The sequence below is a fragment of the Pontibacter sp. GD7 genome (assembly GCF_058216375.1).
In genome coordinates, this window is the sequence record NZ_JBYZMP010000006.1 from 98,677 (window position 1) to 124,524 (window position 25,848).

The 25,848-nt window shown below is 47.3% G+C and carries 24 protein-coding genes; 5 read left to right on the plus strand and 19 right to left on the minus strand.

Annotation, left to right across the window (positions count from 1 at the left end; genetic code table 11):
* Positions 1-67 precede the first annotated feature (67 nt).
* The 5 genes from AC4BAP_RS11135 to nuoK form a co-directional block, all read right to left on the minus strand.
* Positions 68-730 (minus strand): dioxygenase family protein, encoded by a 663-nt coding sequence (locus AC4BAP_RS11135; RefSeq protein ID WP_490582727.1) that lies wholly within the window; start codon positions 728-730, stop codon positions 68-70.
* Between the two features lie 141 nt (positions 731-871).
* Positions 872-2,254, minus strand: coding sequence for an NADH-quinone oxidoreductase subunit N (locus tag AC4BAP_RS11140; protein WP_490582728.1), 1,383 nt, complete (start codon positions 2,252-2,254; stop codon positions 872-874).
* 44 nt (positions 2,255-2,298) lie between these two features.
* On the minus strand, positions 2,299-3,750 hold the full coding sequence (locus tag AC4BAP_RS11145) for a complex I subunit 4 family protein (protein ID WP_490582729.1): 1,452 nt from the start codon (positions 3,748-3,750) through the stop codon (positions 2,299-2,301).
* Between the two features lie 12 nt (positions 3,751-3,762).
* Complete coding sequence (gene nuoL, locus AC4BAP_RS11150) at positions 3,763-5,727, minus strand: NADH-quinone oxidoreductase subunit L (protein ID WP_490582730.1); 1,965 nt, start codon at positions 5,725-5,727, stop codon at positions 3,763-3,765.
* A 41-nt stretch (positions 5,728-5,768) separates the two neighbouring features.
* Positions 5,769-6,098 carry an NADH-quinone oxidoreductase subunit NuoK gene (nuoK, locus tag AC4BAP_RS11155; RefSeq protein WP_490582731.1) on the minus strand — a complete coding sequence of 110 codons (330 nt, stop codon included), beginning with the start codon at positions 6,096-6,098 and terminating at the stop codon, positions 5,769-5,771.
* Between the two features lie 258 nt (positions 6,099-6,356).
* On the opposite strand from nuoK, the gene AC4BAP_RS11160 reads away from it, so the two are divergent.
* Positions 6,357-7,403, plus strand: coding sequence for a DUF6929 family protein (locus AC4BAP_RS11160; RefSeq protein ID WP_490582732.1), 1,047 nt, complete (start codon positions 6,357-6,359; stop codon positions 7,401-7,403).
* A gap of 93 nt (positions 7,404-7,496) precedes the next feature.
* Positions 7,497-8,711 carry a TlpA family protein disulfide reductase gene (locus tag AC4BAP_RS11165; protein ID WP_490582733.1) on the plus strand — a complete coding sequence of 405 codons (1,215 nt, stop codon included), beginning with the start codon at positions 7,497-7,499 and terminating at the stop codon, positions 8,709-8,711.
* A gap of 47 nt (positions 8,712-8,758) precedes the next feature.
* Here AC4BAP_RS11165 and AC4BAP_RS11170 read toward each other — a convergent pair whose 3' ends face one another.
* The 11 genes from AC4BAP_RS11170 to pruA all read right to left on the minus strand — a co-directional run bounded on the left by AC4BAP_RS11170 (position 8,759) and on the right by pruA (position 18,956).
* Positions 8,759-9,277: an NADH-quinone oxidoreductase subunit J family protein gene (locus AC4BAP_RS11170; RefSeq protein WP_490582734.1), complete on the minus strand. Its 519-nt coding sequence runs from the start codon at positions 9,275-9,277 to the stop codon at positions 8,759-8,761.
* A 4-nt stretch (positions 9,278-9,281) separates the two neighbouring features.
* Positions 9,282-9,791, minus strand: a complete 510-nt coding sequence (locus AC4BAP_RS11175; RefSeq protein WP_490582735.1) for a NuoI/complex I 23 kDa subunit family protein — start codon at positions 9,789-9,791, stop codon at positions 9,282-9,284.
* Between the two features lie 85 nt (positions 9,792-9,876).
* Positions 9,877-10,932 (minus strand): NADH-quinone oxidoreductase subunit NuoH, encoded by a 1,056-nt coding sequence (gene nuoH / locus AC4BAP_RS11180; RefSeq protein ID WP_490582736.1) that lies wholly within the window; start codon positions 10,930-10,932, stop codon positions 9,877-9,879.
* A gap of 3 nt (positions 10,933-10,935) precedes the next feature.
* Positions 10,936-11,916 (minus strand): NADH-quinone oxidoreductase subunit G, encoded by a 981-nt coding sequence (locus tag AC4BAP_RS11185; protein WP_490582737.1) that lies wholly within the window; start codon positions 11,914-11,916, stop codon positions 10,936-10,938.
* A gap of 132 nt (positions 11,917-12,048) precedes the next feature.
* Entirely contained in the window at positions 12,049-13,395 is a 1,347-nt protein-coding gene (nuoF, locus tag AC4BAP_RS11190) for an NADH-quinone oxidoreductase subunit NuoF (protein ID WP_490582738.1), read from the minus strand.
* Positions 13,396-13,545: 150 nt separating this feature from the next.
* Positions 13,546-14,079: an NADH-quinone oxidoreductase subunit NuoE family protein gene (locus tag AC4BAP_RS11195; RefSeq protein WP_490582739.1), complete on the minus strand. Its 534-nt coding sequence runs from the start codon at positions 14,077-14,079 to the stop codon at positions 13,546-13,548.
* A 54-nt stretch (positions 14,080-14,133) separates the two neighbouring features.
* Positions 14,134-15,378, minus strand: a complete 1,245-nt coding sequence (gene nuoD / locus AC4BAP_RS11200) for an NADH dehydrogenase (quinone) subunit D (RefSeq protein ID WP_490582740.1) — start codon at positions 15,376-15,378, stop codon at positions 14,134-14,136.
* Between the two features lie 15 nt (positions 15,379-15,393).
* Positions 15,394-15,900, minus strand: a complete 507-nt coding sequence (locus AC4BAP_RS11205) for an NADH-quinone oxidoreductase subunit C (RefSeq protein WP_490582741.1) — start codon at positions 15,898-15,900, stop codon at positions 15,394-15,396.
* Between the two features lie 4 nt (positions 15,901-15,904).
* Positions 15,905-16,456, minus strand: a complete 552-nt coding sequence (locus tag AC4BAP_RS11210; protein ID WP_490582742.1) for an NADH-quinone oxidoreductase subunit B — start codon at positions 16,454-16,456, stop codon at positions 15,905-15,907.
* 82 nt (positions 16,457-16,538) lie between these two features.
* The gene (locus AC4BAP_RS11215) at positions 16,539-16,919 is read right to left on the minus strand and encodes an NADH-quinone oxidoreductase subunit A (protein WP_490582743.1); all 381 of its coding nucleotides are present in this window, start codon (positions 16,917-16,919) and stop codon (positions 16,539-16,541) included.
* Between the two features lie 402 nt (positions 16,920-17,321).
* Complete coding sequence (gene pruA / locus AC4BAP_RS11220; RefSeq protein ID WP_490582744.1) at positions 17,322-18,956, minus strand: L-glutamate gamma-semialdehyde dehydrogenase; 1,635 nt, start codon at positions 18,954-18,956, stop codon at positions 17,322-17,324.
* 186 nt (positions 18,957-19,142) lie between these two features.
* On the opposite strand from pruA, the gene AC4BAP_RS11225 reads away from it, so the two are divergent.
* Positions 19,143-19,532: a hypothetical protein gene (locus AC4BAP_RS11225; RefSeq protein WP_490582745.1), complete on the plus strand. Its 390-nt coding sequence runs from the start codon at positions 19,143-19,145 to the stop codon at positions 19,530-19,532.
* A gap of 5 nt (positions 19,533-19,537) precedes the next feature.
* On the opposite strand, the gene AC4BAP_RS11230 is transcribed toward AC4BAP_RS11225, so the two are convergent.
* Together AC4BAP_RS11230 and AC4BAP_RS11235 are read right to left on the minus strand one after the other, a co-directional pair.
* A complete protein-coding gene (locus AC4BAP_RS11230) occupies positions 19,538-20,239 on the minus strand; it encodes a YjjG family noncanonical pyrimidine nucleotidase (RefSeq protein ID WP_490582746.1) in 702 nt (233 codons plus the stop codon).
* A 139-nt stretch (positions 20,240-20,378) separates the two neighbouring features.
* Positions 20,379-20,765 (minus strand): ArsR/SmtB family transcription factor, encoded by a 387-nt coding sequence (locus AC4BAP_RS11235; protein ID WP_490582747.1) that lies wholly within the window; start codon positions 20,763-20,765, stop codon positions 20,379-20,381.
* Between the two features lie 73 nt (positions 20,766-20,838).
* On the opposite strand from AC4BAP_RS11235, the gene AC4BAP_RS11240 reads away from it, so the two are divergent.
* Both AC4BAP_RS11240 and AC4BAP_RS11245 read left to right on the plus strand, forming a co-directional pair.
* Positions 20,839-21,504 carry a peptidase associated/transthyretin-like domain-containing protein gene (locus AC4BAP_RS11240; RefSeq protein ID WP_490582748.1) on the plus strand — a complete coding sequence of 222 codons (666 nt, stop codon included), beginning with the start codon at positions 20,839-20,841 and terminating at the stop codon, positions 21,502-21,504.
* A 351-nt stretch (positions 21,505-21,855) separates the two neighbouring features.
* Positions 21,856-23,202 (plus strand): NAD(P)/FAD-dependent oxidoreductase, encoded by a 1,347-nt coding sequence (locus tag AC4BAP_RS11245; protein ID WP_490582749.1) that lies wholly within the window; start codon positions 21,856-21,858, stop codon positions 23,200-23,202.
* A gap of 263 nt (positions 23,203-23,465) precedes the next feature.
* On the opposite strand, the gene AC4BAP_RS11250 is transcribed toward AC4BAP_RS11245, so the two are convergent.
* Positions 23,466-25,808 carry a M1 family metallopeptidase gene (locus AC4BAP_RS11250; RefSeq protein WP_490582750.1) on the minus strand — a complete coding sequence of 781 codons (2,343 nt, stop codon included), beginning with the start codon at positions 25,806-25,808 and terminating at the stop codon, positions 23,466-23,468.
* Positions 25,809-25,848 lie beyond the last annotated feature (40 nt).

Sequence of the window (25,848 nt, forward strand, 5' to 3'; positions counted from 1 at the left end):
ACAAGACGCAAAATATTGCGTCTCTACAGAAACTCTAATAACGAACAACCAGTAACCAATAACCAAACTAGCCGGAAATGTTCATGCCAAGTATAATATCCCGGTTTACCCGCTGTACATCATCTTGCATTACTGGGCTTACTAATCCACTACCACCTTTCTTTTCTAATTGATCTTTGATTCGCTTGGTCAGCATTGGGTCATCCTCGAATAGTATGTCGTCGATGTAATACTCATTGGCCAGTTGTGGTTCCTTTACCAGCATGTGTATATGCTGAGGGTTTCGGCCATTGGGATAAGAAGCGGGACGTATCGTATAGATAGTATACTTTCCCTGCTTATCTGTTTTCACCCATCCTCTGATATAACCGTGTCTTCTGGCTTTGGGGTTTAGTCCGGGTTTATCAGCATATACTCCTTTTTCGTTGGTTTGCCAGTAGTAAAGTATAATATTCGGGGCAGGTGTCTTTTTATCAGATTTATAAACTGTTCCTGTCACGATAAGCTTTTGACCTGCGTTAGTATGCCACGCTGCGCTGGTGTCCACGGCATTTATACTTTGTGGCATATCTACATACATCAGTTCACAGGTTTCGCAGCGTCCTCCAATTCTCTGCCCTGACTGCACCGTTGTATCAGTCTCGGTAGGTGTAGTGCCTTGATTGTTGCAACTGGCCAGTACCAACAGCAGCAAAAAAGTTGATCTGATAAAAGTATAAACATTGCCCATGAGAACAGTTTTTGTAGACAGCAGTAGAGGTTATACTTTGTTTTACTGATGTCGGAACCTAGTTGTTTTTTACTATGGCATAAAACAAAAGAGGCTGCCTGTTTGGGCAGCCTCTTTTGTTTTATTTTATTTTCTTGGTTCTTACAGAATATTGCTCATCAATGCTGGAGCAACGCCCAGAAGAATGGTAAGAACTGTGATAAAGATCAGTGTAAATGATGCTATACCGCTCACACTTACTTTCTCGTAATTAGCTGCCGGCTGCATGTACATGGCAATTACCACGCGTAGGTAGTAGTAAATACCCACCGCCGCAAGCAACACAGCTATAATTACCAGCCAAAGCATGCTGGCATCCTGTAGCACAGCTGTAAACACGAAGAACTTGGCAAAGAAGCCGGCTGTCAACGGGATACCTGCCAAAGAAAGCATGGATACCGTCATGGCAAATGCCAGCAATGGGTTTGTTTTTCCTAATCCGTTAAAGGCTTCATACTTGTCCGATCCTTTCTGGTCAGATACCAGCATCAGTACACCAAAAGCAGTAATGGAAGCAGTGGCATAAGCCAGCGAGTAGAACAGGATAGAAGATGCTGAGTTACCGTTAAAGGCGATAAGCGACATGAGCAGGTAACCCGCATGCGATATACTTGAGTAAGCTAGCATACGCTTTGCGCTTGTCTGGATAACGGCACCAATATTACCAACCACAAGTGTTAATACGGTAATGGCTATTAATGTCGGGAACCAGGTGGCGTATGAAGCTGAGAAAGCGGCAGCCATTAATTTAAAGAAAGCGGCCACGCCAGCAGTTTTAACCACCGTTGACATGAAGGCAGTAAAGAACGTTGGCGCACCCTCGTACACATCCGGCGTCCAGAAGTGGAACGGCGCTGCAGAGATTTTGAAGGAAATACCTATCAGAAGTAGTAATAGGCCAAGTATAAACATGCCGTTCATTACACCACCCGTGGCAATTTGTGCGGCGCCAATTTCTGTGATGTTAAACGAACCTGTTGCTCCGTAGATCAATACAATGCCGAATAGCAGTATGCCCGTAAAGAAAGCTCCCATCAGAAAGTATTTCAGAGCAGCTTCGTTAGAGCGCAGGCTTTTCTTATTACTACCGGCTACCACATACATTGCAATGGAAAGGATCTCAATTCCTACGAAAAGCATCAGCATGTTTTCATAGCTTACCATCATGATAGCTCCTACCAGAGAGAAGAGCAACAAGCTGTAATATTCGGCCAGGTTAGAGTCACCTTCACGCACATAGCGCTGAGAGAACGGCAACAATAGCAACGTAGTCAGTGTCATGATGCCTGTAAATGCCACCGCATAGTTATCCATGGTAAGCATGTTGTTGAAGTAGCTCTGCGTGTTGTTCCAGCTAAGCAGGTTAACACCGAACACTACCGCCAGAAACAGTAGTGCCAGAGGCAACAATATCCTCTTAGACTTCAGGAACCCTATAAACAGGTTCGCGATGCCAAATACGGATAGAAGTATAATCGAAGTCATGTCGTCGTATTTCTGATAAACTCGTTATTCTATTCTTTTGCTGTCTAGCGCTTAATTATGCTTAACAGATTAATAACAGCAGGCTCTGAAATGCTCAGGAATGTATTTGGGAACAAGCCAATCCAGAACACCATGATCACCAATGGGATCAGTACAGCTTTCTCATTGAAAGTCAGATCTGAGAAATTTTCTGTAGCCTCAGACTTTGTACCGAACATAACACCCTGGAACATACGCAGCATATAAACCGCACCAAGTATAATGGTAAGTCCTGCAACGGCACCGAAGTAGTTGTTATACTGGAACACACCAGCTAACAGCAGGAACTCGCCAATGAAGCCGTTAGTGAGGGGAAGAGCAACTGAACCCAGCATCAGGATCATAAAGAAGATCGAAAGTGCTTTCGCATTTTGTGTGATACCTCCCAGGCTGGTAATCTCTCTAGTTTTTGTTCTGCTAAAGATGATATCGATGATGAAGAACAGACCTACTACGTTGATACCGTGGCTTAGCATCTGTATCATACCACCTTGTAAGCCTTGCATGTTTAAGGCAAAAATACCGGCAGCAATTAAACCAACGTGCGCAATGGAAGAGTAAGCGATCAAACGCTTCAGGTCGCGCTGGCGGATGGCGATGATAGAGCCATACACGATGCCGATAATGGCAAGTATAAGCACCAGTTCTGACCACTGGCTAACACCCATAGGCACTACTGGTAGTAACCAACGGATCACGCCATAAATACCCATTTTCAGCATTATGCCTGATAGAAGCATGGTAGCTTGTGTAGGAGACTCTGTATAAGTATCCGGCTGCCAGGTATGGAACGGGAAGATCGGCATTTTGATGGCAAATGCGATAAACAGGAACCAGAAGATCCAGCTCTGCTCACCGGTGCTTAATGCCAATTGGTAAAATGCGTTTATGTCAGATGAGTGGATACCAGGTGTTTGCAAGTATAAGTATACAAAAGCGGCCAGCATGAAAAGAGAACCAAAGATAGTGTATACAAAGAACTTGAACGTAACCTTGATCCTGTTCTCACCACCCCAAACCGCTGCGATAAAGTATACCGGAATCAGGGCAACTTCCCAGAAGAAGTAGAACACGAACGCATCCAGAGCCACAAACACCCCGATAAGGCCAGTTTGCATGAACAGGATCAGTGCATAGAACACATTCGGGTTTTTATACTCATGCTTGAAAGAAGAGAGCACGATCAGCGGCACCAGGAATGTGGTTAACAACACCATCAAGATGCTGATACCGTCCATGCCGATGCTGAAGTTTATGCCGGCGCTCTCCACCCACGGAAAGCTAAGTGCCATTTGTGTTGTGCCGTTTTGGGAATCGAAGCTAGATACAGCGAATAAAGAAAGAGCGAACTCTACCAACGCTGCAATAAAAGCCACTTTCTTGGCGCCATCACCTTTAATCAGCAGCACCAGTAGTGCAGCTAAGGCAGGCCAGAAAAGTAAAAGAGCTGTAATCATCTTCTTAGAACCTTATCCGATAAAGAAGTTTAAAAATAGAATCAGAACGATGCTGAACACCATTACTACAATATAGAAGCCTATGGCACCGCTTTGCGCATAGCGCAGTGTGCGGCTGCTTTGCATTACCAGTTTGCCGAAGCCATTCACGATACCGTCTACAACGATCACATCCAGGAAACGGTGGAAAGCAGTGGACATCCACATTACCGGACGCACAATAATAGTGTCGTACAGTTCGTCGATGTAATATTTGTTATAGATCAGGTTATGGATAGGAGATAAACGCTCACCTTCTGCAGCTGGCACAGTTTTCTTGCTCACATACATCACGTAAGCAATCAGCGCAGCAATTACCGCAACACCCACCGATAGGCCCATCAGCATCCACTCTGTAGCGTGGTCCAGATGAAGCGGAGCTACCGCAGCAGCGTTGGCTACTTGTGCATAATCATAAATAGGAGCAAGGTAATTCTGAAGGATATGGTTACCTTCCCCGAAAACAGCCGGAATTCCAAGGAAACCACCTACCGTAGAAAGTATAGCCAGCACGATAAGTGGCAATGTCATAGAGATAGGTGACTCGTGCAAGTGGCTTTTCTGAGACGCTGTACCGCGGAACGTTCCGAAGAAAGTAAGGAACACCAGACGGAACATGTAGAAAGATGTCATGAAAGAGGCCAGCATACCTAAGCCCCACAGTACTTTATTGTGCTCCCAAACATGTGCCAGCAACTCATCTTTAGAGAAGAAACCAGCAAAAGGAGGTATACCGGCAATGGCCAGTGTACCGATCAGGAAAGTAATAAAGGTAATAGGAAGGTATTTTCTAAGGCCACCCATGTTACGGATGTCCTGCTCGTTGCTCATGGCATGGATCACAGAACCAGCACCCAGGAACAGAAGCGCCTTGAAGAATGCGTGTGTTAAAACGTGGAAGATAGACGAAGAGAACGCCATCACGCCAAGTGCCAGGAACATGTAACCCAACTGCGATACAGTAGAGTAAGCCAGTACCTTTTTAATATCATTCTGAGCCAGACCGATAGTGGCTGCTAACACCGCCGTTGCCACACCCACTATAGCGATGATCTCTAAAGTAGTAGGAGCCAGCGCATATAGTACGTTTGAACGCAATACCATGTAGATACCAGCCGTAACCATGGTTGCCGCGTGAATAAGGGCAGAAACAGGCGTAGGACCTGCCATCGCGTCTGGTAGCCAGGTAAACAACGGAAGCTGAGCACTTTTACCCATAGCACCTACAAACAGCAGCAGGGTAATCGCGATCATGATATTCGTATCAATACCACCTGTAAATCGGGCTGCCTCTGCGAAAACCTGCGGATAGCTTACCGAGCCGAATGTGATAAAGATCAGGAATATGCCCAGCAGGAAGCCTAAGTCACCGATACGGTTCATCACGAAGGCTTTCTTGGCCGCATTGTTATAGTTTGTGTTCTTGTTCCAGAAACCGATCAGTAAGTAGGAGCAAAGGCCCACGCCTTCCCAGCCCACGAACATCATCACGTAGTTAGAGCCCATCACAAGCAACAACATTGAGAACATGAACAGGTTGATGAAAGCGAAGAACTTACCAAAGTTCTCGTCGTGGCTCATGTAGCCGGCCGAGTACAGATGGATAAAGAATCCGATACCCGTTACCATCAGCATCATCAGCAGTGTCAGCTGGTCGATCAGAAACGAGAATCCGATCTGCAAATCAGCTACGGACACCCAGTTGTAGAAATCTACAGTATAGGCGCGGCTGCCGTTTGCAATGAAGTCGAGGAACAGGTAAATCGAAATAAGGAAAGAGGCCAGCACGGTGCCACAGCCTATCATGCTTACCAAGCCATTTGCCAGTTTACGGTTGCCTAGGCCATTCAGGATAAAGCCCAGCAGGGGCAGTATCGGAACAAGCAGACAAAGTAGTGCCATCTCCTGGTTGCTAATCGGCATTACAATTTCTTGCATCTGTATAAGTGTTTAAGCTATTCAGGGTTAAAATGAGGGCGTTACCACTTCAGGTAGTTTAAAACCTGTACATCTGTGGATCGGATGTTGCGGTACGTCATTACAATAATGGCAAGACCAACGCATACTTCAGCCGCTGCCACAGCCATGATAAAAAACACGAAAACTTGTGCATTGGCGTCGGCTCTGTAAGCAGACAGGGCAGTTAGCAAAATGTTTACGGCGTTAAGCATAAGCTCCACGCACATAAAAATTACGATCGCATTGCGGCGGGTAAGCACCCCGATCACACCAATCACAAACAGGGCAGTACTAAAGAACATGTAGTACTCCAACGGAATGGTTCTGATTACCTCAGGTATTTGGTTCATCTTGTATGGGACTGAACGTATTACTGTTAAATTACTGTCCAAAAATCAAGTCGCAAAGTTACCCCCATTTTTGTAAAATCCATAACTTATTTCCACTCTTCTTTACTTATTTAGGTGGTTGGTTTTGTCCAAATCGGGATAAGGCTGGCACTTGTTTTTTTCATGGTAGTAACAGCACGCAAGCATCGATTAAATTGTGATTTTTATACTTTTAGCTGCTGATTTCGTAGCTAAGCTTAATCCTGAGATATATTTAATATGCCATATAAGCATCTGTTCATATTTGTTCTTATACTTTCGCTGGCCAGTGCCTGCAGCTCCGGCGAAAAGGCCTCTCAACCTGCCATTGCCCCGGCCCCTGAGATCACACCCAAGCTAAAAGTTGATGCCGCTATACTTTCTTCTAAAAGTTACATCAATCTGCCTTCTGCATCCGGCCTGGAGAATGTGGGTAACAGGTACTTTATACTTAGCGATGATTCTCCGTATTTGTACCAGCTTAATGAGCAGCAGAAAGTAACTAAAAAGTATGCCTTGATTGATACAAGCGCTTTTAAAGGTGGCCGGATACCTAAAGCCATCAAGCCCGACCTTGAAAGTATGAGCCAGCTTATTTATGGACGCGATACGCTTTTGTTACTGCTTGGGTCTGGCAGCGCGGCTACCCGTAATGGCGGATTTTTGGTGAATGTAACGGGGAACTATGCTGTTCGGCCACTGGACCTTACCCGGTTTTATACTTTCCTGAAGCGTGTGCTAAAGATAGAAACCGATGGCATACTGAATATTGAAGGCCTTGCTATCGACAAGGCGTATGCCTACTTATTACAGCGCCCTTTTGGAGGCAGGCCAAATGTGTTGTTCCGGTTTAATGCAGATGACTTTAAGGATTTTATACTTAGAGATGGGCCTATTCCGGCTGTGGCTGTTTACCATTTTGATCTGCCTGCCCTGAATGGTGTGCCTTCCGGTTTTTCAGGGGCCTTCGCGCTAGGGGATAAACTGTTTTTTACTGCTTCCGTGGAGAATACACCGGATGCCATTCAGGATGGAGAAGTGTTGGGCAGCTTTGTAGGTATAATTCCGCTGCGGGATCTGCCTTATGCCACAAATCCTGCCTCGCCCTTACCTGTACCTGTTGCACAGCTTAAAGCTTCGGGAGGCACAGCTTTTAAAGGAAAAGCGGAATCGTTGGTTGTGACTGAATTGGTAAAAGATAAGAAGTATAAAGTGGTTATTGTTACCGATGATGATCAGGGTAGTTCTGAAATGCTGGAGGTAGAGTTATATGTGCAGAAGTTATAATCTGTGAGTTTCATTAATGTTACCATTAAAAAATTTTGTACTGTTTCTTTCAGTTATTTATATTTAGTGAATATTCATCCTTAGAATCATACCATGATAGCAATAAAAGTGTTAAGAGTTGGCTGGCCCTATATTCTCTTTCTATTTATACTTCAAGCGTGTACAAAACCACCTGTTACTGAACTGGCAGCAGAAGATTTTACAGCGGAGGAGATCATAGCATTATCTAATAAGTCTATCGCTGATATCAGTATCATTAATTATGATGTAAAGTATATTCGTAAATCAATGATGAGCGATGATACATCTACTTTCACCAGCAACTGCACTTTGATGAGGGACACATCAGATATATTACTGGGATTTAAAGCTCATATGGTTGGTAAGGGTTGGGAACAAGTGTATACTGGGGATGAGGCTTATAATATAAGTCATGAAGATAAATTAGTTTATGTCTATGACCCAGTCAGAGATGGTATAAAGTCGCTTACAGGGCATGTTATCAGGTACATGATAGTTGACAGACTTATTAAAGGGTTTGATGTTTCAGCTTTAACAAATGCTCCTGCTGTTCTATCGCGCAATTTGCAGGAAGAATCTCCTGAGTTTTATGTAGTATCTCGTACTAGACCACCTCGTCAAGAAAGCGGTTTTGACGGCGATACTTTAAAGCTCTGGATAAATAAGACTACTTTTTTACCCGAAAAGGTTATGTACATTACAACAGACAATGGTAATTCTCAATATGAGAGTACAGCATTGTCTAATATTGTAATCAACGGAAGTAATCAGGACACTCATTTTAAAGATTTAACCTTTCCACAAGACTATAAAATAGAGTATTATCAGCCGCTTCTTATTTCTGATTTGAAAACGCTTGAGAAAGGTAGTATCGTACCCGACGTAACAATGTATAATTTCCAAGGTGACGAGGTAAAACTATCTGATTATAAGGGAAAGGTTGTTATTCTGGACTTTTGGTATTTATCATGTTATCCTTGCCTGCAGGCAATGCCACATCTGAATACGCTTTATCAGAATTATACTTCTAAAGGGCTGGTCGTATTAGGTATAAATTCCAAAGATAATCCTTTAAGAAAAGAAAAGATTTTGAACTATTTGTACCGAAATGATATTAAATATCCCACTTTACTGGCTTCTGAGGCAATAGACAATGCTTTTCTAGTTAAAGCTTATCCTACACTTTATGTAATTGGTGCAGATGGTAAAGTTTTGGCTTCTCATATAGGATTTAACGATAAGATGATTTCAAAACTAGAGGCGGTTATAGCCCCTGCTTTAAAATAGCGCAGGGGCTATAACCGCCTCTAAATATCAAAACCTGATGGTGTTCTTTAGAAATGCTGCTCGCCGGTTTCTTTCTTGCCAAGCATTACTGCACCCACCATGGCAACCAGGAACAGAACAGATGCCAGCTCGAACGGCAGCAGGTACTCTCTGAACAGCACTGCGCCCAGGTTCTCCACCATACCGATCTGTGAATTGTATGTGTCCGGGTTATAACCTGCGATTTCCACATCTTTCAGGGCTGCGATCATTATCACAAACAGCAAGCCACCAGCCACTGTGCCGGCTATTTTGCTTAGAGTGGATGTCTTAATGCCCTTGTCGGAGTCTTTGCCAAGGTTCAGGAACATGATCACGAACAGGAACAACACCATGATGGCACCTGCATAAACGATGATGTTCACGGCGGCCAGGAACTGTGCGTTAAGCAAAATGTAATGCCCTGATATGGTAAAGAACGTAATGATCAGGAATAACACGCTGTGCACCGGGTTTTTAGATATGACCACCATTAAAGCGCAAAGCAGCGTAAGCGAACTCAGGAAATAGAACAGGTTCTCTGTCATCGGGTTATTTCGTTTCTGTGGTTTTCAGAGGCTCAACCAGGCGGTCTTTGCCGTAAATAAATTCATCGCGCTCGTAACGGGCAGGCGCAATCTTATCATCCTGCAGGAAAATGGCCGCTTTCGGGCAAGCCTCTTCGCACAATCCGCAGAAAATGCAGCGCAGCATGTTTACCTCGTAAGTTACCGCATACTTTTCCTCACGGTAGAGATGCTCTTCACCCGCTTTACGCTCTCCGGCCGTCATGGTGATGGCCTCGGCAGGGCAGGCTACTGCGCACAAACCACAGGCTGTGCAACGCTCAGCGCCCTTTTCATCGCGTTTTAACACGTGCAATCCACGCCAGTGCTCGCTGCGCTCACGCGTTTGCTCCGGGTACTGTACAGTTGCTTTCTTTCTGAAGAAGTGCTTTATCGTGATACCAAGACCTTGTGCAATAGCAGGAAGATAGGCCTTCTCCGCGAAGGTCATTTCCCTTTTCTGCACTTTCTTGCTTCTATTTGATAGTGGTTCCATCTCTATTTCGATTATGATCGTTACCTTATACTTTTATACTTGAACAGGTATGCTACAGGCAACATTCAAATTTCGGTACTATAGTTTAAAATAAGTAGTCTTTCAGCAGTATTCCGCCACCTGTCAGCAGGATGTTCAGGATTGCAAGCGGAATCAGGATCTGCCAGCCCAGCTTCATCAGTTGGTCATAACGGAAGCGCGGAAGCGTCCAGCGTACCCACATAAAGAAGAAGATGAACATGAATATTTTAGCGAACATCACACCTACACCTACCAGCGTTACCACGTTGTTGGCTAATACCGGATCAGCGATCGACTGGCGAAGCTCCTCCATGAACGGGAAGTTATAGGCACCAAAGTATAAAGTTGCCATTACTGCCGATGCCACAAAGATGTTGATGTACTCGGCAAACAGGTACATACCCAGTTTCATGGAGCCATACTCTGTGTGGTATCCGCCGATAAGCTCGGCCTCAGACTCTGGTAAGTCGAATGGTGTACGGTTTGTTTCTGCAAAGGCACACACCAGGAAAATGATAAAGCCAAGCGGCTGGTACCAGATGTTCCAGTTAAAGCCCTGCTGCTGCTCCGCGATCTCACGAAGCGACAACGAGCCTGTCATCATCAGCACCGCAATAAGCGAAAGGCCCATGGCCAGTTCGTAGCTAATGTTTTGTGATGCAGCACGGATTGCTCCAAGCAGGGAGAATTTGTTGTTAGAAGCCCAACCACCGATCATCAGACCATAAACACCCAGCGATACCACGCCAAAGATGTACAGTACGCCTATGTTTACTTCAATGGCTTGCAACACGATCTCATGGCCGCCAATAGTCAGGGTGTCTCCAAAAGGAATCACGGCACTGGACATGGTAGCTACCAGCATCGCAATACCCGGACCAATAATGAATAAGGCTTTGTTAGCTCTTGAAGGTATAAAGTCTTCTTTGAAGAACAGCTTTCCGGCGTCTGCCAACGGCTGCAGCAAACCCAGCGGACCCGCACGGTTCGGGCCAACGCGGTCCTGGATGAAGGCAGCTATTTTACGCTCGAAGTATGTTGAGTAGGTAGCTATCAGCAGGGTGATGCCGAATATCGCCAGAATGTAAATCGCTTTATATAATAGGTCTACAGACTCCATTTCTTATTCCTGTGGAAGGTTTTTCTTGGTGGATACTGGTAAGTTTGGAACGATCGGCACGTTAACAACCGGCAATTCGTAGTGGTTAGCCGAGATAACAGAGCCTCTGTCGATGTGGCGTGGGCCTTCGATTGTCCAGTCTTTCACCTCTTTCTTGTCAAAGCGGCAGGTATTACAGATAAACTCTTCTACCTCAGCATACTGATCTTTGCGGGCCGTAACACGCAATACTTCTTCGCCACGCGTCCAAAGTGTTACTTTACCAGAGCAGGTAGGGCAGTCGCGATGCGCATCCATAGGCTTGGTAAACCAAACACGGTTCTTAAAGCGCCACGTCTTATCTGTTAAGGCACCCACAGGGCACACATCGATCACGTTACCTGAGAACTCGTTATCGATCACATTCTCAATGTAGGTTCCGATCTCAGCGGCATCGCCACGACCCAATACACCATGCACGCGGTTCTCAGCGATCTGATCCGCAGTATACACGCAACGGTAGCACAGGATGCAGCGCGTCATGTGCAGCTGGATGTATGGGCCCAGATCTACTTTGTTGAAAGTGCGGCGCTCTTCCTCGTAGCGGGTAGCACTCACACCGTGCTCATACGAAAGGTTCTGCAGGTCGCACTCACCAGCCTGGTCGCATACAGGGCAATCCAGCGGGTGGTTGATCAGCAGCATTTCAACAATACCTTTGCGGGCATTGAGTACGTCTTCGTTAGTTGTGTTCTCCACCACCATGCCGTCCTGCACATGTGTGATACACGAAGCAACCAGCTTTGGCATTGGACGTGGGTCTTTGGCAGAACCCTGTGCTACTTTAACCAGGCACACACGGCACTTACCGCCGCTGCCTTTTAACGGTCCGTAATAACACATGGCAGGCGGCACCACATCGCCACCGATTTTTCTAGCGGCCTGCAGAATGGTAGTACCTTCTTCTACCTCTACCTCTATACCGTCGAAAGTTATTTTAACCATCTTTATTATCGTTGTTCGTTTTTCGTTGTTCGTTGATCGCGAAGAACTCAAACGATTTAAGCTATACTTTTTTATCGCCTTATTTTAGGCTATGTATTTATCAAGTATAAGTCTTGATACTTGTATTTGATCTTACGCTTCTATAGCCGCCAGCTGGCCTCTGTACACAGCACCTGGAGCAGTTGCCTCTTTCGGGTGCTTGATGTGCCACTCAAACTCGTCGCGGAAGTGACGGATAGCACTGGCTACCGGCCACGCAGCCGCATCACCCAATGGACAAATTGTATTACCCTCGATTTGCTTTGACACGCTTACCAACAGGTCGATATCCTGCTGATGGCCGTGGCCATACTCTATGCGGTGCAACACCTTCTCCATCCAGCCTGTACCTTCGCGGCATGGGCTACACTGGCCACATGACTCATGGTGGTAGAAGCGGGCATAGTTCCACGTGTTACGCACAATGCACTGGTCTTCGTCAAACACGATAAAGGCACCGGAACCTAGCATAGAGCCGCTCACGAAACCACCGTCTGATAACGATTCGTATGTCATCAGGCGATCTTCGCCGGCTGCCGTTTTAAGTATAAGGTTGGCTGGCAGAATCGGAACAGAAGAACCTCCTGGCACTACAGCCTTTAGTTGCTTTCCTTTCCAGATGCCACCGCAGTACTGATCTGAATAGATGAACTCCTCAACCGGAACACCCAATTCGATCTCGTAAACACCTGGGTTATTGATATTACCGCTTGCAGAGATAAGTTTTGTACCTGTGCTTCGGCCTACACCTATTTTGGCATACTCTGCACCAGTGTTGTTCACGATCCAAGGCACAGAAGCAATGGTCTCCACGTTGTTTACCACCGTAGGGCACTGGAAAAGACCTTTCACAGCCGGGAATGGAGGCTTGTTACGTGGGTTGCCACGCTTACCTTCCAAAGACTCCAGCAGGGCAGTTTCCTCACCGCAGATATAAGCACCACCACCCGGAGCAACGTGCAGGTCCAGGTCGTAACCTGAACCAAGTATGTTTTTACCAAGCAATCCGGCTGCATATGCCTCAGCAATAGCTTTTTCCAGAATGCGCAGCACGAACAACAACTCGCCGCGGATGTAGATATAAGATGTATTGGCACCAAGCGCGTAGCTTGATGTGATCATACCTTCTACTAAAGCGTGCGGGTTTTTTTCCATGAACCAGCGGTCCTTGAAAGTGCCCGGCTCCGACTCATCAGCGTTGCAAACCAGGTAACGCGGAACGCCCTCTGGTTTAGCCAGGAAGCTCCACTTCATACCAGTAGGGAAACCAGCACCACCACGACCACGAAGGCCTGATGTCTTCACTTCTTCCACCACCTCATCCGGAGACATCGTTTTCAGGGCTTTTTCTACAGATTTGTAGCCGCCGTGCTTACGGTATACCTCCAAGGTTTCAATGCCTGGTACGTTAATATGTTCGGTTAATATTTTAAGTCCCATTTTAGCAGGATATATAGCTTGGCTTTGCTTTAACAGCTTCTGCCTGATTATACTTTATTGTTGACTGACAAAGGATTTTTTGACAAAGGACAAAAGAGATAAAGTATAAAGTCTTTTGTCAGATAGTCTTTTGTCACAAAGTCCAAGTAATTACTTAGCCCAGGTTGGCGTTTCGTGCTCCTTGTTGCGCATCATCTCCAGAAACGCGTCCAGCTTTTCTTCGCTGTCGATGTTCTCGTAGTATAATTCGCGCACTTGTAGCATCGGGCCGGATCCGCATGAAGCAAGACATTCTACCGGCTTCAGGGTAAACATTCCGTCTGCTGTCGTCTCGCCTTCCTCAATGTTCAGCTTCTGCTTGATCATATCGATCATCTGGTCTGCACCACGCAGGCAGCAGGGGCCAGTGCGGCATACTTCCAACACGTGCTTTCCAACCGGCTTCAGGTTGAACATAGTATAGAAAGTAGCTACCTCGTATACTTCGATCGGCTTGATGTTCAGGATCTCAGCAACTTTGTCCATTACCTCCGGGCTTACCCAGCCACCGAACTCCGCCTGCGCAATATGCAGGATAGGCAGCAAGGCAGACTTTTGGCGTCCCTCAGGGTAGTGGCTGATGTAGCGCTGAATCTCGGCCATGGCCGCATCAGAAAACTTTACTTCGTTTATAGTCTCTGCCATTTTTGTATTGTCATCGGCCGGGGCCAATGTATAAATGGTAATTGAAAATTCTAATTAAGCGTCCAGCTCGCCAGCAATTACGTTCAAGCTACTCAGCGTCAGGATAGCATCGGCCAACTGACCGCCTTTGATCATCTCTGTATAAGCCTGGTAATAAATAAAGCATGGTCTGCGGAAGTGCAGTCTGTAAGGTGTGCGGCCACCGTCTGAGATCAGGTAGAAACCTAACTCGCCGTTACCGCCCTCTACGCTATGGTATACTTCGCCAACCGGAGCATCAATCTCACCCATCACAATCTTGAAGTGATAGATAAGGGCTTCCATGTTGCGGTATACTTCCTGCTTTGGAGGCAGGTAGTAGTGTGGCGCGTCAGCGTGGTAAGAACCTTCTGGCAGGTTTTTGTAAGCCTGCTCAATAATTTTCAAGCTTTCCCATACTTCGGCATTTCTAACCAGGAAGCGGTCATAAGTATCGCCTTTAGAGCCAACCGGAATCTCAAACTCAAAGTCTTCATAAGAAGAGTATGGATTCATCACACGCACGTCGTAGTCAACACCGGCGGCGCGCAGGTTAGGACCGGTAAAACCATAGCTTAGGGCACGCTCTGCTGAGATAGCACCCACATCCACAGTTCTGTCGATGAAGATACGGTTGCGGGTAAGCATTTTCTCAAACTCTGCCCATACTTTCGGGAAGCGCTTCAGGAACTCACCGATCAGGTGCAATGCCTTTGGAGAAAGGTCACGCTCCATGCCACCAATGCGGCCCATGTTCGTTGTCAGACGGGCACCGCATACTTCCTCGTAAATGTCGTAGATGTGCTCACGCTCCTGCATCACGTACAGGAAGCCGGTAAACGCACCAGAGTCCACACCCAGGATCGAGTTACAGATCAGGTGGTCTGAGATACGGGCCAGCTCCATCATGATCACGCGGATGTACTGCGCACGCTTTGGAACCGTAATACCCAAAAGCTTCTCTACCGTCATGTGATACCCCATGTTATTGATAGGGGATGAGCAGTAGTTCATGCGGTCCGTAAGCGGCGTGATCTGGTAGAAAGGTCTTCTTTCTGCTATTTTCTCAAATGCACGGTGAATATAACCGATCGTTGGCACAGCGTCCACGATCTTCTCGCCGTCCATTTGCAGGATGTTCTGGAAAATACCATGCGTAGCCGGGTGCGTAGGACCCAGGTTCAGCGTGGTTAAAGGCCGTTCTTCATGCAGAGACAGTCCGTGATCAAGACGGAACTGCTCCAGGTCAGTAAGCTCAGCTGTTTTATGTTCAGTAGCCATTTTTTATACTTTGGCTTAGCGTCCGAAAAATGTGTTTATCTTGTCTTCCCTTGTCTGGTCTTCCAGCGGGTATTGCTTCAGCATCGGGTGGTACTCCATCTCCTCAATGTTCAGGATGCGGGTCAGGTTCGGGTGGCCTGTGAAGATGAAACCATAGAAGTCATAGGCCTCACGCTCCATCCAGTTGGCAGTGGCGTAAAGGTCTGTAACGGTTGGCATCACAGGGTCCGACTCCGGCATGTATACCTTAATGCGGATGCGGTAATTGTGGCGCAGGCTGTGCAACTGGTACATCATGCACAATTCCTGGTCTTTCTGCTCAGGGAAATGGATACCGCACATCGTGGTCAGGAAGCTGATCTGCAGTTCCTCATCATCGCGCAGGTATTTAATAAGCTCGTGAATCGTTGCGCGGTTGGTGTTAAATGTCATGATGCCATCCGGGTTGTATGCTCCCCAGATGTTATCTTCACCAAACTTGCTTATGATCTTGCCGAGTACGTTTTCGTTCGTAAGCTCCATTTGCTTATTTAATATTGTAAGAGGCTAAAAGCGCCTGGTACTCCGGAGAGTTACGGCGGCGCAGGGATTCGTTAGCGGCCAGGTCCTGAACGCGCATCAGGCCATCCAGTATTTGCTCCGGGCGTGGCGGGCAGCCAGGTACGTACACATCCACAGGTACCACGCGGTCAATACCCTGCAGCACAGAGTATGTATCAAAGATACCACCCGAACATGCGCAGGCGCCAACAGCTACTACCCAGCGTGGTTCAGCCATCTGCTCGTATACCTGCTTCACAACCGGGCCCATTTTCTTGGCAATAGTACCCATTACCAGCAGAATGTCTGCCTGGCGTGGCGAGAAGCTTGGGCGCTCCGAACCAAAGCGGGAAATGTCGTAGTTAGAGCCCATGGTAGCCATGTACTCAATTCCACAGCAAGAGGTGGCAAACGGCAAAGGCCACAGCGAGTGCTTGCGGGCCAGTCCAATTACCTTCTCAAACGAGGTGGCAAAAAAACCTGCACCAGAAATACCCTCCGGTGCCTCAGCTAACTTTATATCTGTATTATCGCTCATTTCTAAATGCTTGACTTTGTCTTTTTTAGGTGCAATTGCACCGATTAGAAGAACACAAAAGCCCTGTGAAAAGTTTAGCGGGCTATTCCCACTTCAGGATACCTTTTTTGATCACGTAGAAGAAACCTGCAAGAAGCATGCCCATGAACACGAACATCTGCAGAAATCCCTCCATGCCAAACTCCCTGAAATTAACTGCCCAAGGGTACATGAAGATGATCTCCACGTCGAACAGCACAAACAGGATGGCCGTCATGAAATATTTATAGGAAATAGGCGTGCGCGCATCACCCACTGACTCGATACCGCTTTCCCAGGCTGAGCCCTTTACTTCGCTATTGCGTTTCGGGCCCAGCAAATGCGTGGCCACCAGTGCAAAAATCACGAATCCGAGTGCCGCCGCGAACTGGATAATAATCGGTAGATAATCCGATGGTACATACTGATTTACAGTTGGTTCCATAACTCTGTAATCCTTTGGTCAAATTAGGCAGCAAAATTAGGTATAAATAGGCATTAATCAAAAGTTTATCTATCATGTAAATAGGAGTAAAAATTATACCCTGTTGCATTGATTTTGCCTGCCCTGAAAACAAAAGCGCATAAAAACGAAAAGCCATACTTCAGGTAAAGTATGGCTTTATTAAAGGGGTGGGGTAATAGTATCGTTGGCTGTTTGTAATTCTAGATAGCTTGGAAGGCTTTCCGGATATTACACTTCTAAATAACGTAGTGCAATAATCAAGTAGCAAAGAACTTGAAAAAAGCCCATATGTGAAATACTCACTTATAATGATTTTTAATGAAAAACCCCTGCTAAAACTACGTAAAGCAGGGGTTTTATACTTATGGTGAGTAGTTAGTACTACTTGTTTTCACCCAGGAACGGATAACGGTAATCCACTGGCGGAACAAACGTTTCTTTGATAGAACGTGCCGATACCCAACGCAGCAGGTTCAGCATAGAGCCGGCCTTGTCGTTGGTGCCGGAAGCACGCGCGCCACCAAATGGCTGCTGCCCAACCACCGCGCCTGTTGGCTTGTCGTTGATGTAGAAGTTACCGGCAGCCTGGTCCAGCTTCTTGGTAGCATACTCTACTGCGTAACGGTCCTGGCTGAAGATAGCACCTGTAAGGGCATAAGGTGAAGTAGAGTTAACCAGCTCTATTGTGTCTTCGAAGTTGTTCTCGTCATACACATAGATCGTGATCACTGGTCCGAAGATCTCCTCGCACATGGTCACATACTGTGGGTTATGCGACAGCAATACGGTTGGCTCTATAAAGTAACCTTTTGACTTGTCGTAGTTGCCCCCTGCGATGATCTCTACCTCGTTGCTGTTCTTCGCATTGTCGATGTACTTGGCAATCTTGTCGAACGACTTCTCGTCGATAACGGCGTTGATAAAGTTGCCGAAATCCTCCGGAGCACCCATTTTGAACGACTTCAGGTCTTCTACCACATAGCCTTTCACCTCTTCCCAAAGGTTGCTCGGGATGTAGGCACGGGAGGCAGCAGAGCATTTCTGACCCTGGAACTCGAATGCACCACGCGAAATTGAAACGGCCAGCGCCTTTGCATCAGCAGACTTATGGGCAAGTATAAAGTCTTTGCCACCTGTCTCGCCTACAATGCGTGGGTAAGATTTATACTTGTGGATGTTGGTGCCGATTGTTTTCCAGATGTGCTGGAACACGCCTGTGCTGCCTGTGAAGTGGATACCTGCAAAATCAGCGTGGTTGAAGATGACATCACCAGTAGTAGGGCCATCCACATAAACCAGGTTGATAACACCATCAGGCAAACCGGCCTCTTTAAACAGTTCCATGATCATGTGTGCTGCATAGATCTGCGTGTGGGCAGGTTTCCAAACCACTACGTTGCCCAGCATAGCCACGCAAGAAGGCAGGTTGCCGGCAATGGCCGTGAAGTTGAACGGTGTTAATGCAAACACAAAGCCTTCCAGTGGACGGTGCTCCATACGGTTCCAGATACCCGGCGATGACTCCGGCTGCATCTGGTAGATCTCCGTCATGTAGTGCACGTTAAAGCGCAGGAAGTCGATCAGCTCGCAGGCAGAGTCGATCTCGGCCTGGTAAGCGTTTTTAGACTGGCCCAGCATGGTGGCTGCATTTAAGCGCGCTCTCCATGGCCCGGCCAATAATTCAGCGGCTTTTAAGAAGATAGAAGCACGATGCTCCCAGTTCATGTTAGCCCAGGCCTCGCGTGCTGCCAGAGCCGCATTGATTGCCTGTTCCACGTGTGACGCGTCGCCTTCGCTGAAGTGACCCAGGATATGCTGGTGGTCGTGCGGCTGCAGCATTGGCTGCTTGTTGTCTGTGAAAACTCTGTCGCCGCCAATGTACATCGGCACATCGATCTGCTTCGACTTAAGCTCTTTATAGGTGCGCAGTAATTCTTCACGCTCCGGCGAGCCAGGTGCGTAAGACTTTACAGGTTCGTTTACTGGGGTTGGTACTCTAAAAAATCCGGTTGCCATTTGTTTTATAGTTACAGATTTAGAATTGGTTGATCAAAACTTAAAGCAGCCTTGCGGCGGCATCTGAACAAAGGTAAGTCTTATAATTTGATTTTGTGGCATAGTATCAGGCTTGTTACAAGGCGCTATACGGATAAGCCAACTTTAAAGCAGATGCGTACATAAGAATGAGGGACGGCAAGAAAGATGGAAGCCAAACGAATACATTACATACACATCCTGTTAACTATAGCCTTGTTCACGGTCTGTATTCTGGCAGCCTCTGCCCTCATTGCGGCATCACAGACCGAACAACTACACATTAAATCAGAAAGAGAGCTTTTAGGGCCTTATGCCGACGTGGGTTCGCTTACTGCCTCCAACATTGCTCACGCTTACATGACCTTTATTGACCGGGTAAAGGCAAAGCAAGCCAACTGGAACAGAGCAGACTGGGACTACGCCAAAGCCGTCCTGGCGAAGCTTAACTCAAGGAAGAGGTCCATGGGCAGGATCATCAACATTGATGATTTGGGTAAAATAAAGGACATGGAAGCTGAGTTCAGGGCCCTAGAGGCAAAGGCTGCGGCTGGGTAAAGGGCTTAAAGTATACTTTTCAATTCGCTCAGGCACATGATCTCATAGGTTGGCTTGGGACGTTTTTTGCTTCGGACACCTTCCGGGTTAAAGTATACCTGGTCTATGCCGCAGGCCATGGCGCCTTCCACATCACACTCAAAGTTGTCACCTATCATTAGGCAGTTGTCAGGCGTTACGGCAATGCGGTCCAGCAGGTGCTCGAACATGCGGCGGTCTGGTTTCTTATAGCCACAGCACTCAGAGGTTACGATCTCTTTAAAATAGCCATGCAGGTTAGAAGATGCCATTTTGATGTGCTGAACTTCTTTAAAGCCATTGGTGATAATGTGTAAATTATACTTTGGCTGCAGGTATTGCAGCACCTCGTAAGTATAAGGAAAAACAGCCGTTTTGGTAGGGCACAGGTCCGTGTACGCATCCGAAATACCGGCCGGTACCTCGTGCTCCTCCAGGCCCAGGCCCATCAACGTTTTCTTAAAGCGGTTCTCGCGCAGCTCCTTTTGGTCAATCTTGCCCTTATTATACAAGTCCCACATCAAGGCGTTCACAAATTTATACTTCTTGTAAAACGAATCTTTGTCGAACATGGCAAAGCCGGCCAGCTCAAACTCTTCATACAAAGTATAAATTGTTTCTTCTGAGTTTTTCTCAAAATCCCAAAGCGTGTGGTCAAGGTCGAAGAGGATGTGCTGGTACTGTTTCATGTGGGGTAAAGTATAAATGAAGGTGCTAAAGAACGAACTTTATGGCACAATGTTGCAGTTAGCCATTGTAACTGACTGATGCAAAAATTAAACCTTGCAATAAATGAAAGGTTTAATAGTTATAGCAAGGGTGCCTAAATTAAGGAGATACCCAACGGCGGGCCTGCAATTTGTTAATGGCCAGTTCGCGGTTCGAGTACAGTATCTGGTAAGTTTCCTGGTCTTTTTGCAGCGTTGCGTCGCGCTCCAGGTAACTAAAGATCTGGCTTACAAAGTCTGCGGCTTCGTCCTTGATGGCGTAAAACACCCATTGGTCTGTTTTACGTGAAGTAACAAGGCTGGCGTTACGGAGATAGGTAAGGTGGCGGGAGGTTTTGGTTTGCGTAAAATCCAGCACCTGCTCCAGGTCCGAAGTGCACATTTCCTTGTTATGCATTATCAGGTTGAGAATGCGGATGCGGGATTCGTCTGCCAGTGCTTTCAGAATCTGCTCGCCAAAGGTGATACTGAAGTGTTTGAGCCTCATGGTTGCTGTGGGAACAGAACAAAATTAGGCAAAAGCTGCTATTATAAAATAATAAATCCTATAATTGTAAGAAATGAGCACAAGCGCAACCATATTTACAAAGTATACTTCCAGGCTTAAAAAAGCCCTGGGTGCAGCTGTGGCCATACTTCTGTTGCTGGTGCTGCTGCCCAATGAAGCGCAGGCGCAAACACGGCAGCGTGTAGTGCAGCTGTCGGGCTTTGTGGCCACCGGCGATAGCCTGTACGGAGTAGCCGGCGTAAGTGTGTATGTGCCCAAAACAAGCCGTGGTACTCAGTCCAACGAGTTTGGCTTTTTCTCAGTGCCGGTGGTAGCCGGCGATAGTGTGCTTTTCAGTGCGCTGGGTTACAAAAAGCAATACCTGATCATCCCTAAAACATATAGCAGCGACAGTTACTCTATTATTATGCAGATGCAGGAGGACCCAACCGAACTGCCTACTGTAGATGTTTTTCCGTGGCCAACCGAACGTGACTTTAAAGAGGCCGTTGCCAAAGTAAAGCTACCCGACGAGGGCCGAGCCATGGCCATGCGCAACCTGGACCCGGAACGACTGGAAGAGCTATTCAAGAACACCCCGATGGATGGTGGCGCCAATTTCAGGTTCTGGCAACAACAGCAGGTGCAACAGCAGCAAAACCGCATCATGTATCCTACCATCAGCCCGTTTGCCATACCGGCGATTATCAACGCCATTTTCAAAGGCAACGGCCAGTAGCAAATCTTATAAAGTATAAATCCCAGGGGCAGTTGTTAATTTACTCAAGTTACGATATATGATTAACCAGGAAGGTGTAAACACCCCTGCACCCCTCTCTTTAAAGAGGGCCCCTACCCCCAGAGGGGAATTACATGCACGAGGAAAAATTCCACTCCTCGGAAGGGTTAGGTAAATCTTGTTTTTTTGTGCGCTCCGTTTGCCGGCATTTGCTGCCAGTTGCCTTTAAGCAGGCATTACAGTAACTTACTACAGCCCCCTGCGTTATTTTGCGATAGAAGTGTTTATGTGCTAAACATATGCTGCAGCCCCTTATTTATGCGCTGCACAACTATCAAAACAAAATAAACTATGCTTAAACCTGATAAGCTATCGCTAAATATACCCGATACTACCAAACCCCGCGTGGTTATTATTGGAGGCGGATTCGGGGGAATAAACCTCGCCAGAAAACTGTCTGAGAAGAATTTCCAGGTGGTGATGTTCGACAAGCAGAATTACCATGGCTTTTGGCCTTTGCTATACCAGGTGGCCACAGCCGGCCTGGAACCAGACTCCATTGCAGAGCCACTCCGTAAGATGTTCGGCAGTGACGATTACGAGGATTTCCATTTCAGGCTGGTAAAGGTAACCGGCATTAATCCTGTTGCCAAAACCGTAGACACCCTGATCGGGGAACTGCCTTTCGATTTCCTGGTGATCGCAACCGGAACCAAGATCAACTACTTTGGTAACGAACAGATAAAGAAGTATGGCTTCCCGCTGAAGCAGATACCACAGGCTCTGAATCTGCGCAGCCAGATGCTGCAGTGCTTTGAGCAGGCCAACATGACCAGCGACCCGGAGATAAGGCAAACCCTGATGAACTTTGTGATCGTGGGGGCGGGACCAACCGGCGTTGAACTGGCCGGCGCACTTGCCGAAATGAAGAAGCACGTACTGCCAACAGATTACCCCGGTATGGACTTCAGCCAGATGAATATCTACCTGGTGGAAGGGCTTGACAGGGTGTTGCCACCTATGTCGGAAGAGGCCAGCCAGAAAACCTATAAGTACCTGAACGAACTCGGGATTATCATTAAGCTGAATACGCTGGTTGAAGGTTACGACGGAGAGACGGTTATACTTAAGGGCGGCGAGCAGATCAAAACAAATACCCTGATCTGGGCGGCAGGTGTATCCGGGGCGGTATTGCCCGGGTTGCCGGAGGAATGCGTGGAGCGTGGACGCTACCTGGTAAACGAGTTTAACCAGGTGCTTGGCTACGACAGTATTTTTGCCATAGGCGATGTGGCCATGATGAAAACCCCTGAGTTTCCGAAGGGGCACCCTGGGGTGGCGCAGCCAGCCATACAGCAGGGCAAACTGCTGGCCAAGAACCTGCGCCGGATCATCAGGAAAGAACCTCTGGAGCCGTTTAAATACTACGACAAGGGCTCACTGGCTATTATTGGACGTAACCGCGCCGTGGCCGACCTGCCAAACAACATGCACTTGAGCGGTTTCTTTGCCTGGGTCATCTGGCTGTTTGTGCACATCATGTACCTGATAGGCTTCCGAAACAAGCTGGTCGTGCTCAGCAACTGGATCTACAAGTTCTTCACCTACGAGAACAGTACCCGCCTAATCATCAGGCCTTTCGTCCGGAAAGGCGACAGGGTATCGCAGGATTTCATCAACAAGTATGGCGGGGATTAGGTGATAAATTAAAGAATGAGTGTCATTTCGACCAACGGGAGAAATCTGGAGTATTTCATAGTACCGCATTATTTCAGATTTCTCACTAGCGTTCGAAATGACATTCTGTAAGTGAAACATCCCGAACATGTTTCGGGAGATCTTGTGAGAAGGGAGGTGCTGGCATCTTCAAAGTATAAACTGACTTCAGTTTATCACATAATAAAAAAATCCCCCAGACGATGCGCCTGGGGGATTTTGTGTTTAAGGTGAGATGTGTATAATTATTGGCCGGTATTGTTTCTGCTGCCGTTACGGCTCGTGGAGCGTTCGCGTTGCATTGGGTTTTGCTGCTCGCGCTGCTGCTGTTTATAAAGCTCGAAGCGTGACGGGGCCAGGCGACGAGGGAAGTAATTATTAGATAGCTCGGTATCGGCAGTTTGCAGGTATGGGTCCAGTTCGAAGTTTACAACTGGTTTTTCTGTTACAAATACTTTTGTGATATTTTCGTTGTCGTAGCGCCAGATCTCGGCCGGAATGTTTACTACTTCTTCCGTGCCATCTTCAAACTCCATGCGTACGATCAAAGGCATCACCAAACCGCCGATGTTCTTGAAGTTTACCTCGTAGAAGTTCAGGCCAGAGTCAAGGGCTTTTTTCTCGGCAGGTGTCAGGTTTTTAAGGAAAGCCTGGTAGCGCTGCTGGTCAGTTGCTGTGGTTGCCAGCGGGTCGTAGCTGTTGTAAAAGTCCTTCAGTTCCGGTCTTTCGTCCAGCCTGGTTTTCTGGATATCTTTCAGGTTGCGCTGCTGCGATAAGGTTTTAGGAGCCTTGTTCTGCTGCTCACGTAGCTGTGCGTTCACAAACTCAGGGTTCTGCGAGTCGATCGTATACCACTTCACATTCTCAATAGAGATATCAGTGTGGTCGGTAGTATAGAACCAGCCTCTCCAGAACCAGTCCAGGTCCACGCCAGAAGCATCCTCCATGGTACGGAAGAAATCGGCAGGCATCGGGTGTTTAAATGCCCAGCGCTGCGAATACTCCTTAAAAGCATAATCGAAAAGCTCGCGGCCCATTACTGTTTCACGTAAAACATTTAGGGCGGTGGCTGGCTTACCATACGCGTTATTGCCGAACTGAAGCACAGACTCTGAGTTTGTCATGATAGGCACCTGCGCGTTTTTGGCGCTCTTCATGTACTCTACAATGTTAGCAGGCTCGCCGCGGCGTGACGGGTAGTTTCTTTCCCACTCCTGCTCGGCCAGGTACTGCATAAAGGTGTTCAGACCTTCATCCATCCATGTCCACTGGCGTTCGTCGGAGTTGATGATCATCGGGAAGAAGTTATGACCTACTTCGTGGATGATCACGGAGATCAGGCCATACTTGGTACGGTCGGAGTAGGTGCCATCTGCCTCAGGGCGGTAACCGTTAAATGAAAGCATCGGGTACTCCATGCCACCTACAGGGCCATGTACCGAAATAGCCACAGGGTATGGGTAATCGATGGTATGCTTGGAGTATACTTTCAAGGTATGAGCCACTGACTCGGTAGAATACTGACCCCAAAGCGGGTTAGCCTCTTTGGGATAGTACGACATAGCCAGCACATTTTTGCCGCCTACATTCACGTTCATGGCATCCCAGATAAATTTGCGTGAGCTGGCCCAGGCAAAATCGCGCACATTTTTAGCGGCGTAAACCCAGGTCTTTTTACTGTTTACAGGGTTCTTCTCCGCATTAGCGGCTTCGTCCTGATTTACAATAACTACAGGCTTGTTGCTTTTCATGGCCTCGGCAAAGCGCTTCTGCATCGTAGTAGACAACACCTGGCTTGCGTTCTGGAGCTCTCCGGTTGCGCCTACCACGTGGTCTGCTGGTACGGTTATACTTACTTTGTAATCACCGAAAGGCAGGGCAAACTCGCCGCTGCCCAGAAACTGCTTGTGCTGCCAACCGTTTACGTCGTCATACACGGCCATTCTCGGGAACCACTGCGCCATTTCGTACAGGTAGTTACCATCCTCCGGGAAATACTCGTAACCTGAACGGCCGCCAAGTGCTTTCTGGTCGTTGATGTTGTGGTGCCAGTCGATGCTGAAAGTATAGCTCTGCTTTGGCTTTAGCGGCGAAGGCAGGTCGATACGCATCATGGTGTTGTTGATGGTATACTTCAGGTTTTTGCCATTGCGGTCTTTTACCTGCTCAATCTTAAAGCCACCGTCAAATTTCTCGCGGGTCATGTACTCCACCGCCTGCACCGACATCTGCTGCTTCAGTTCGCCGGTTCGGGTCAGGTTGGTCATGGAGTTTGGCTCGAAGATATTCTGGTCCAACTGCACCCACAGGTAGGTAAGCACATCCGGCGAGTTGTTGGTGTAGGTTATACTTTCAGAGCCTTTGATAGACTGCTTTTTGTCGTCCAGCTCAACCTTAATAGTATAATCGGCGCGCTGTTGCCAGTACTCGTGGCCTGGTGCACCGGAGGCGGTGCGGTATGTGTTCGGCGTTGGCAACTCCTGCTGCAGCTGCTTAAACTTCGATTTGTCGGTATTGTCCTGTGCCTGAGCAATTGCAGGCCCTGCGAGCATACCAATCAGAGCTAAGCCGGTAAGTAGGTTTCTCATTCGTGGGTTGGTAGTTAGGTTAGTTAAGTTTAGGGATAGT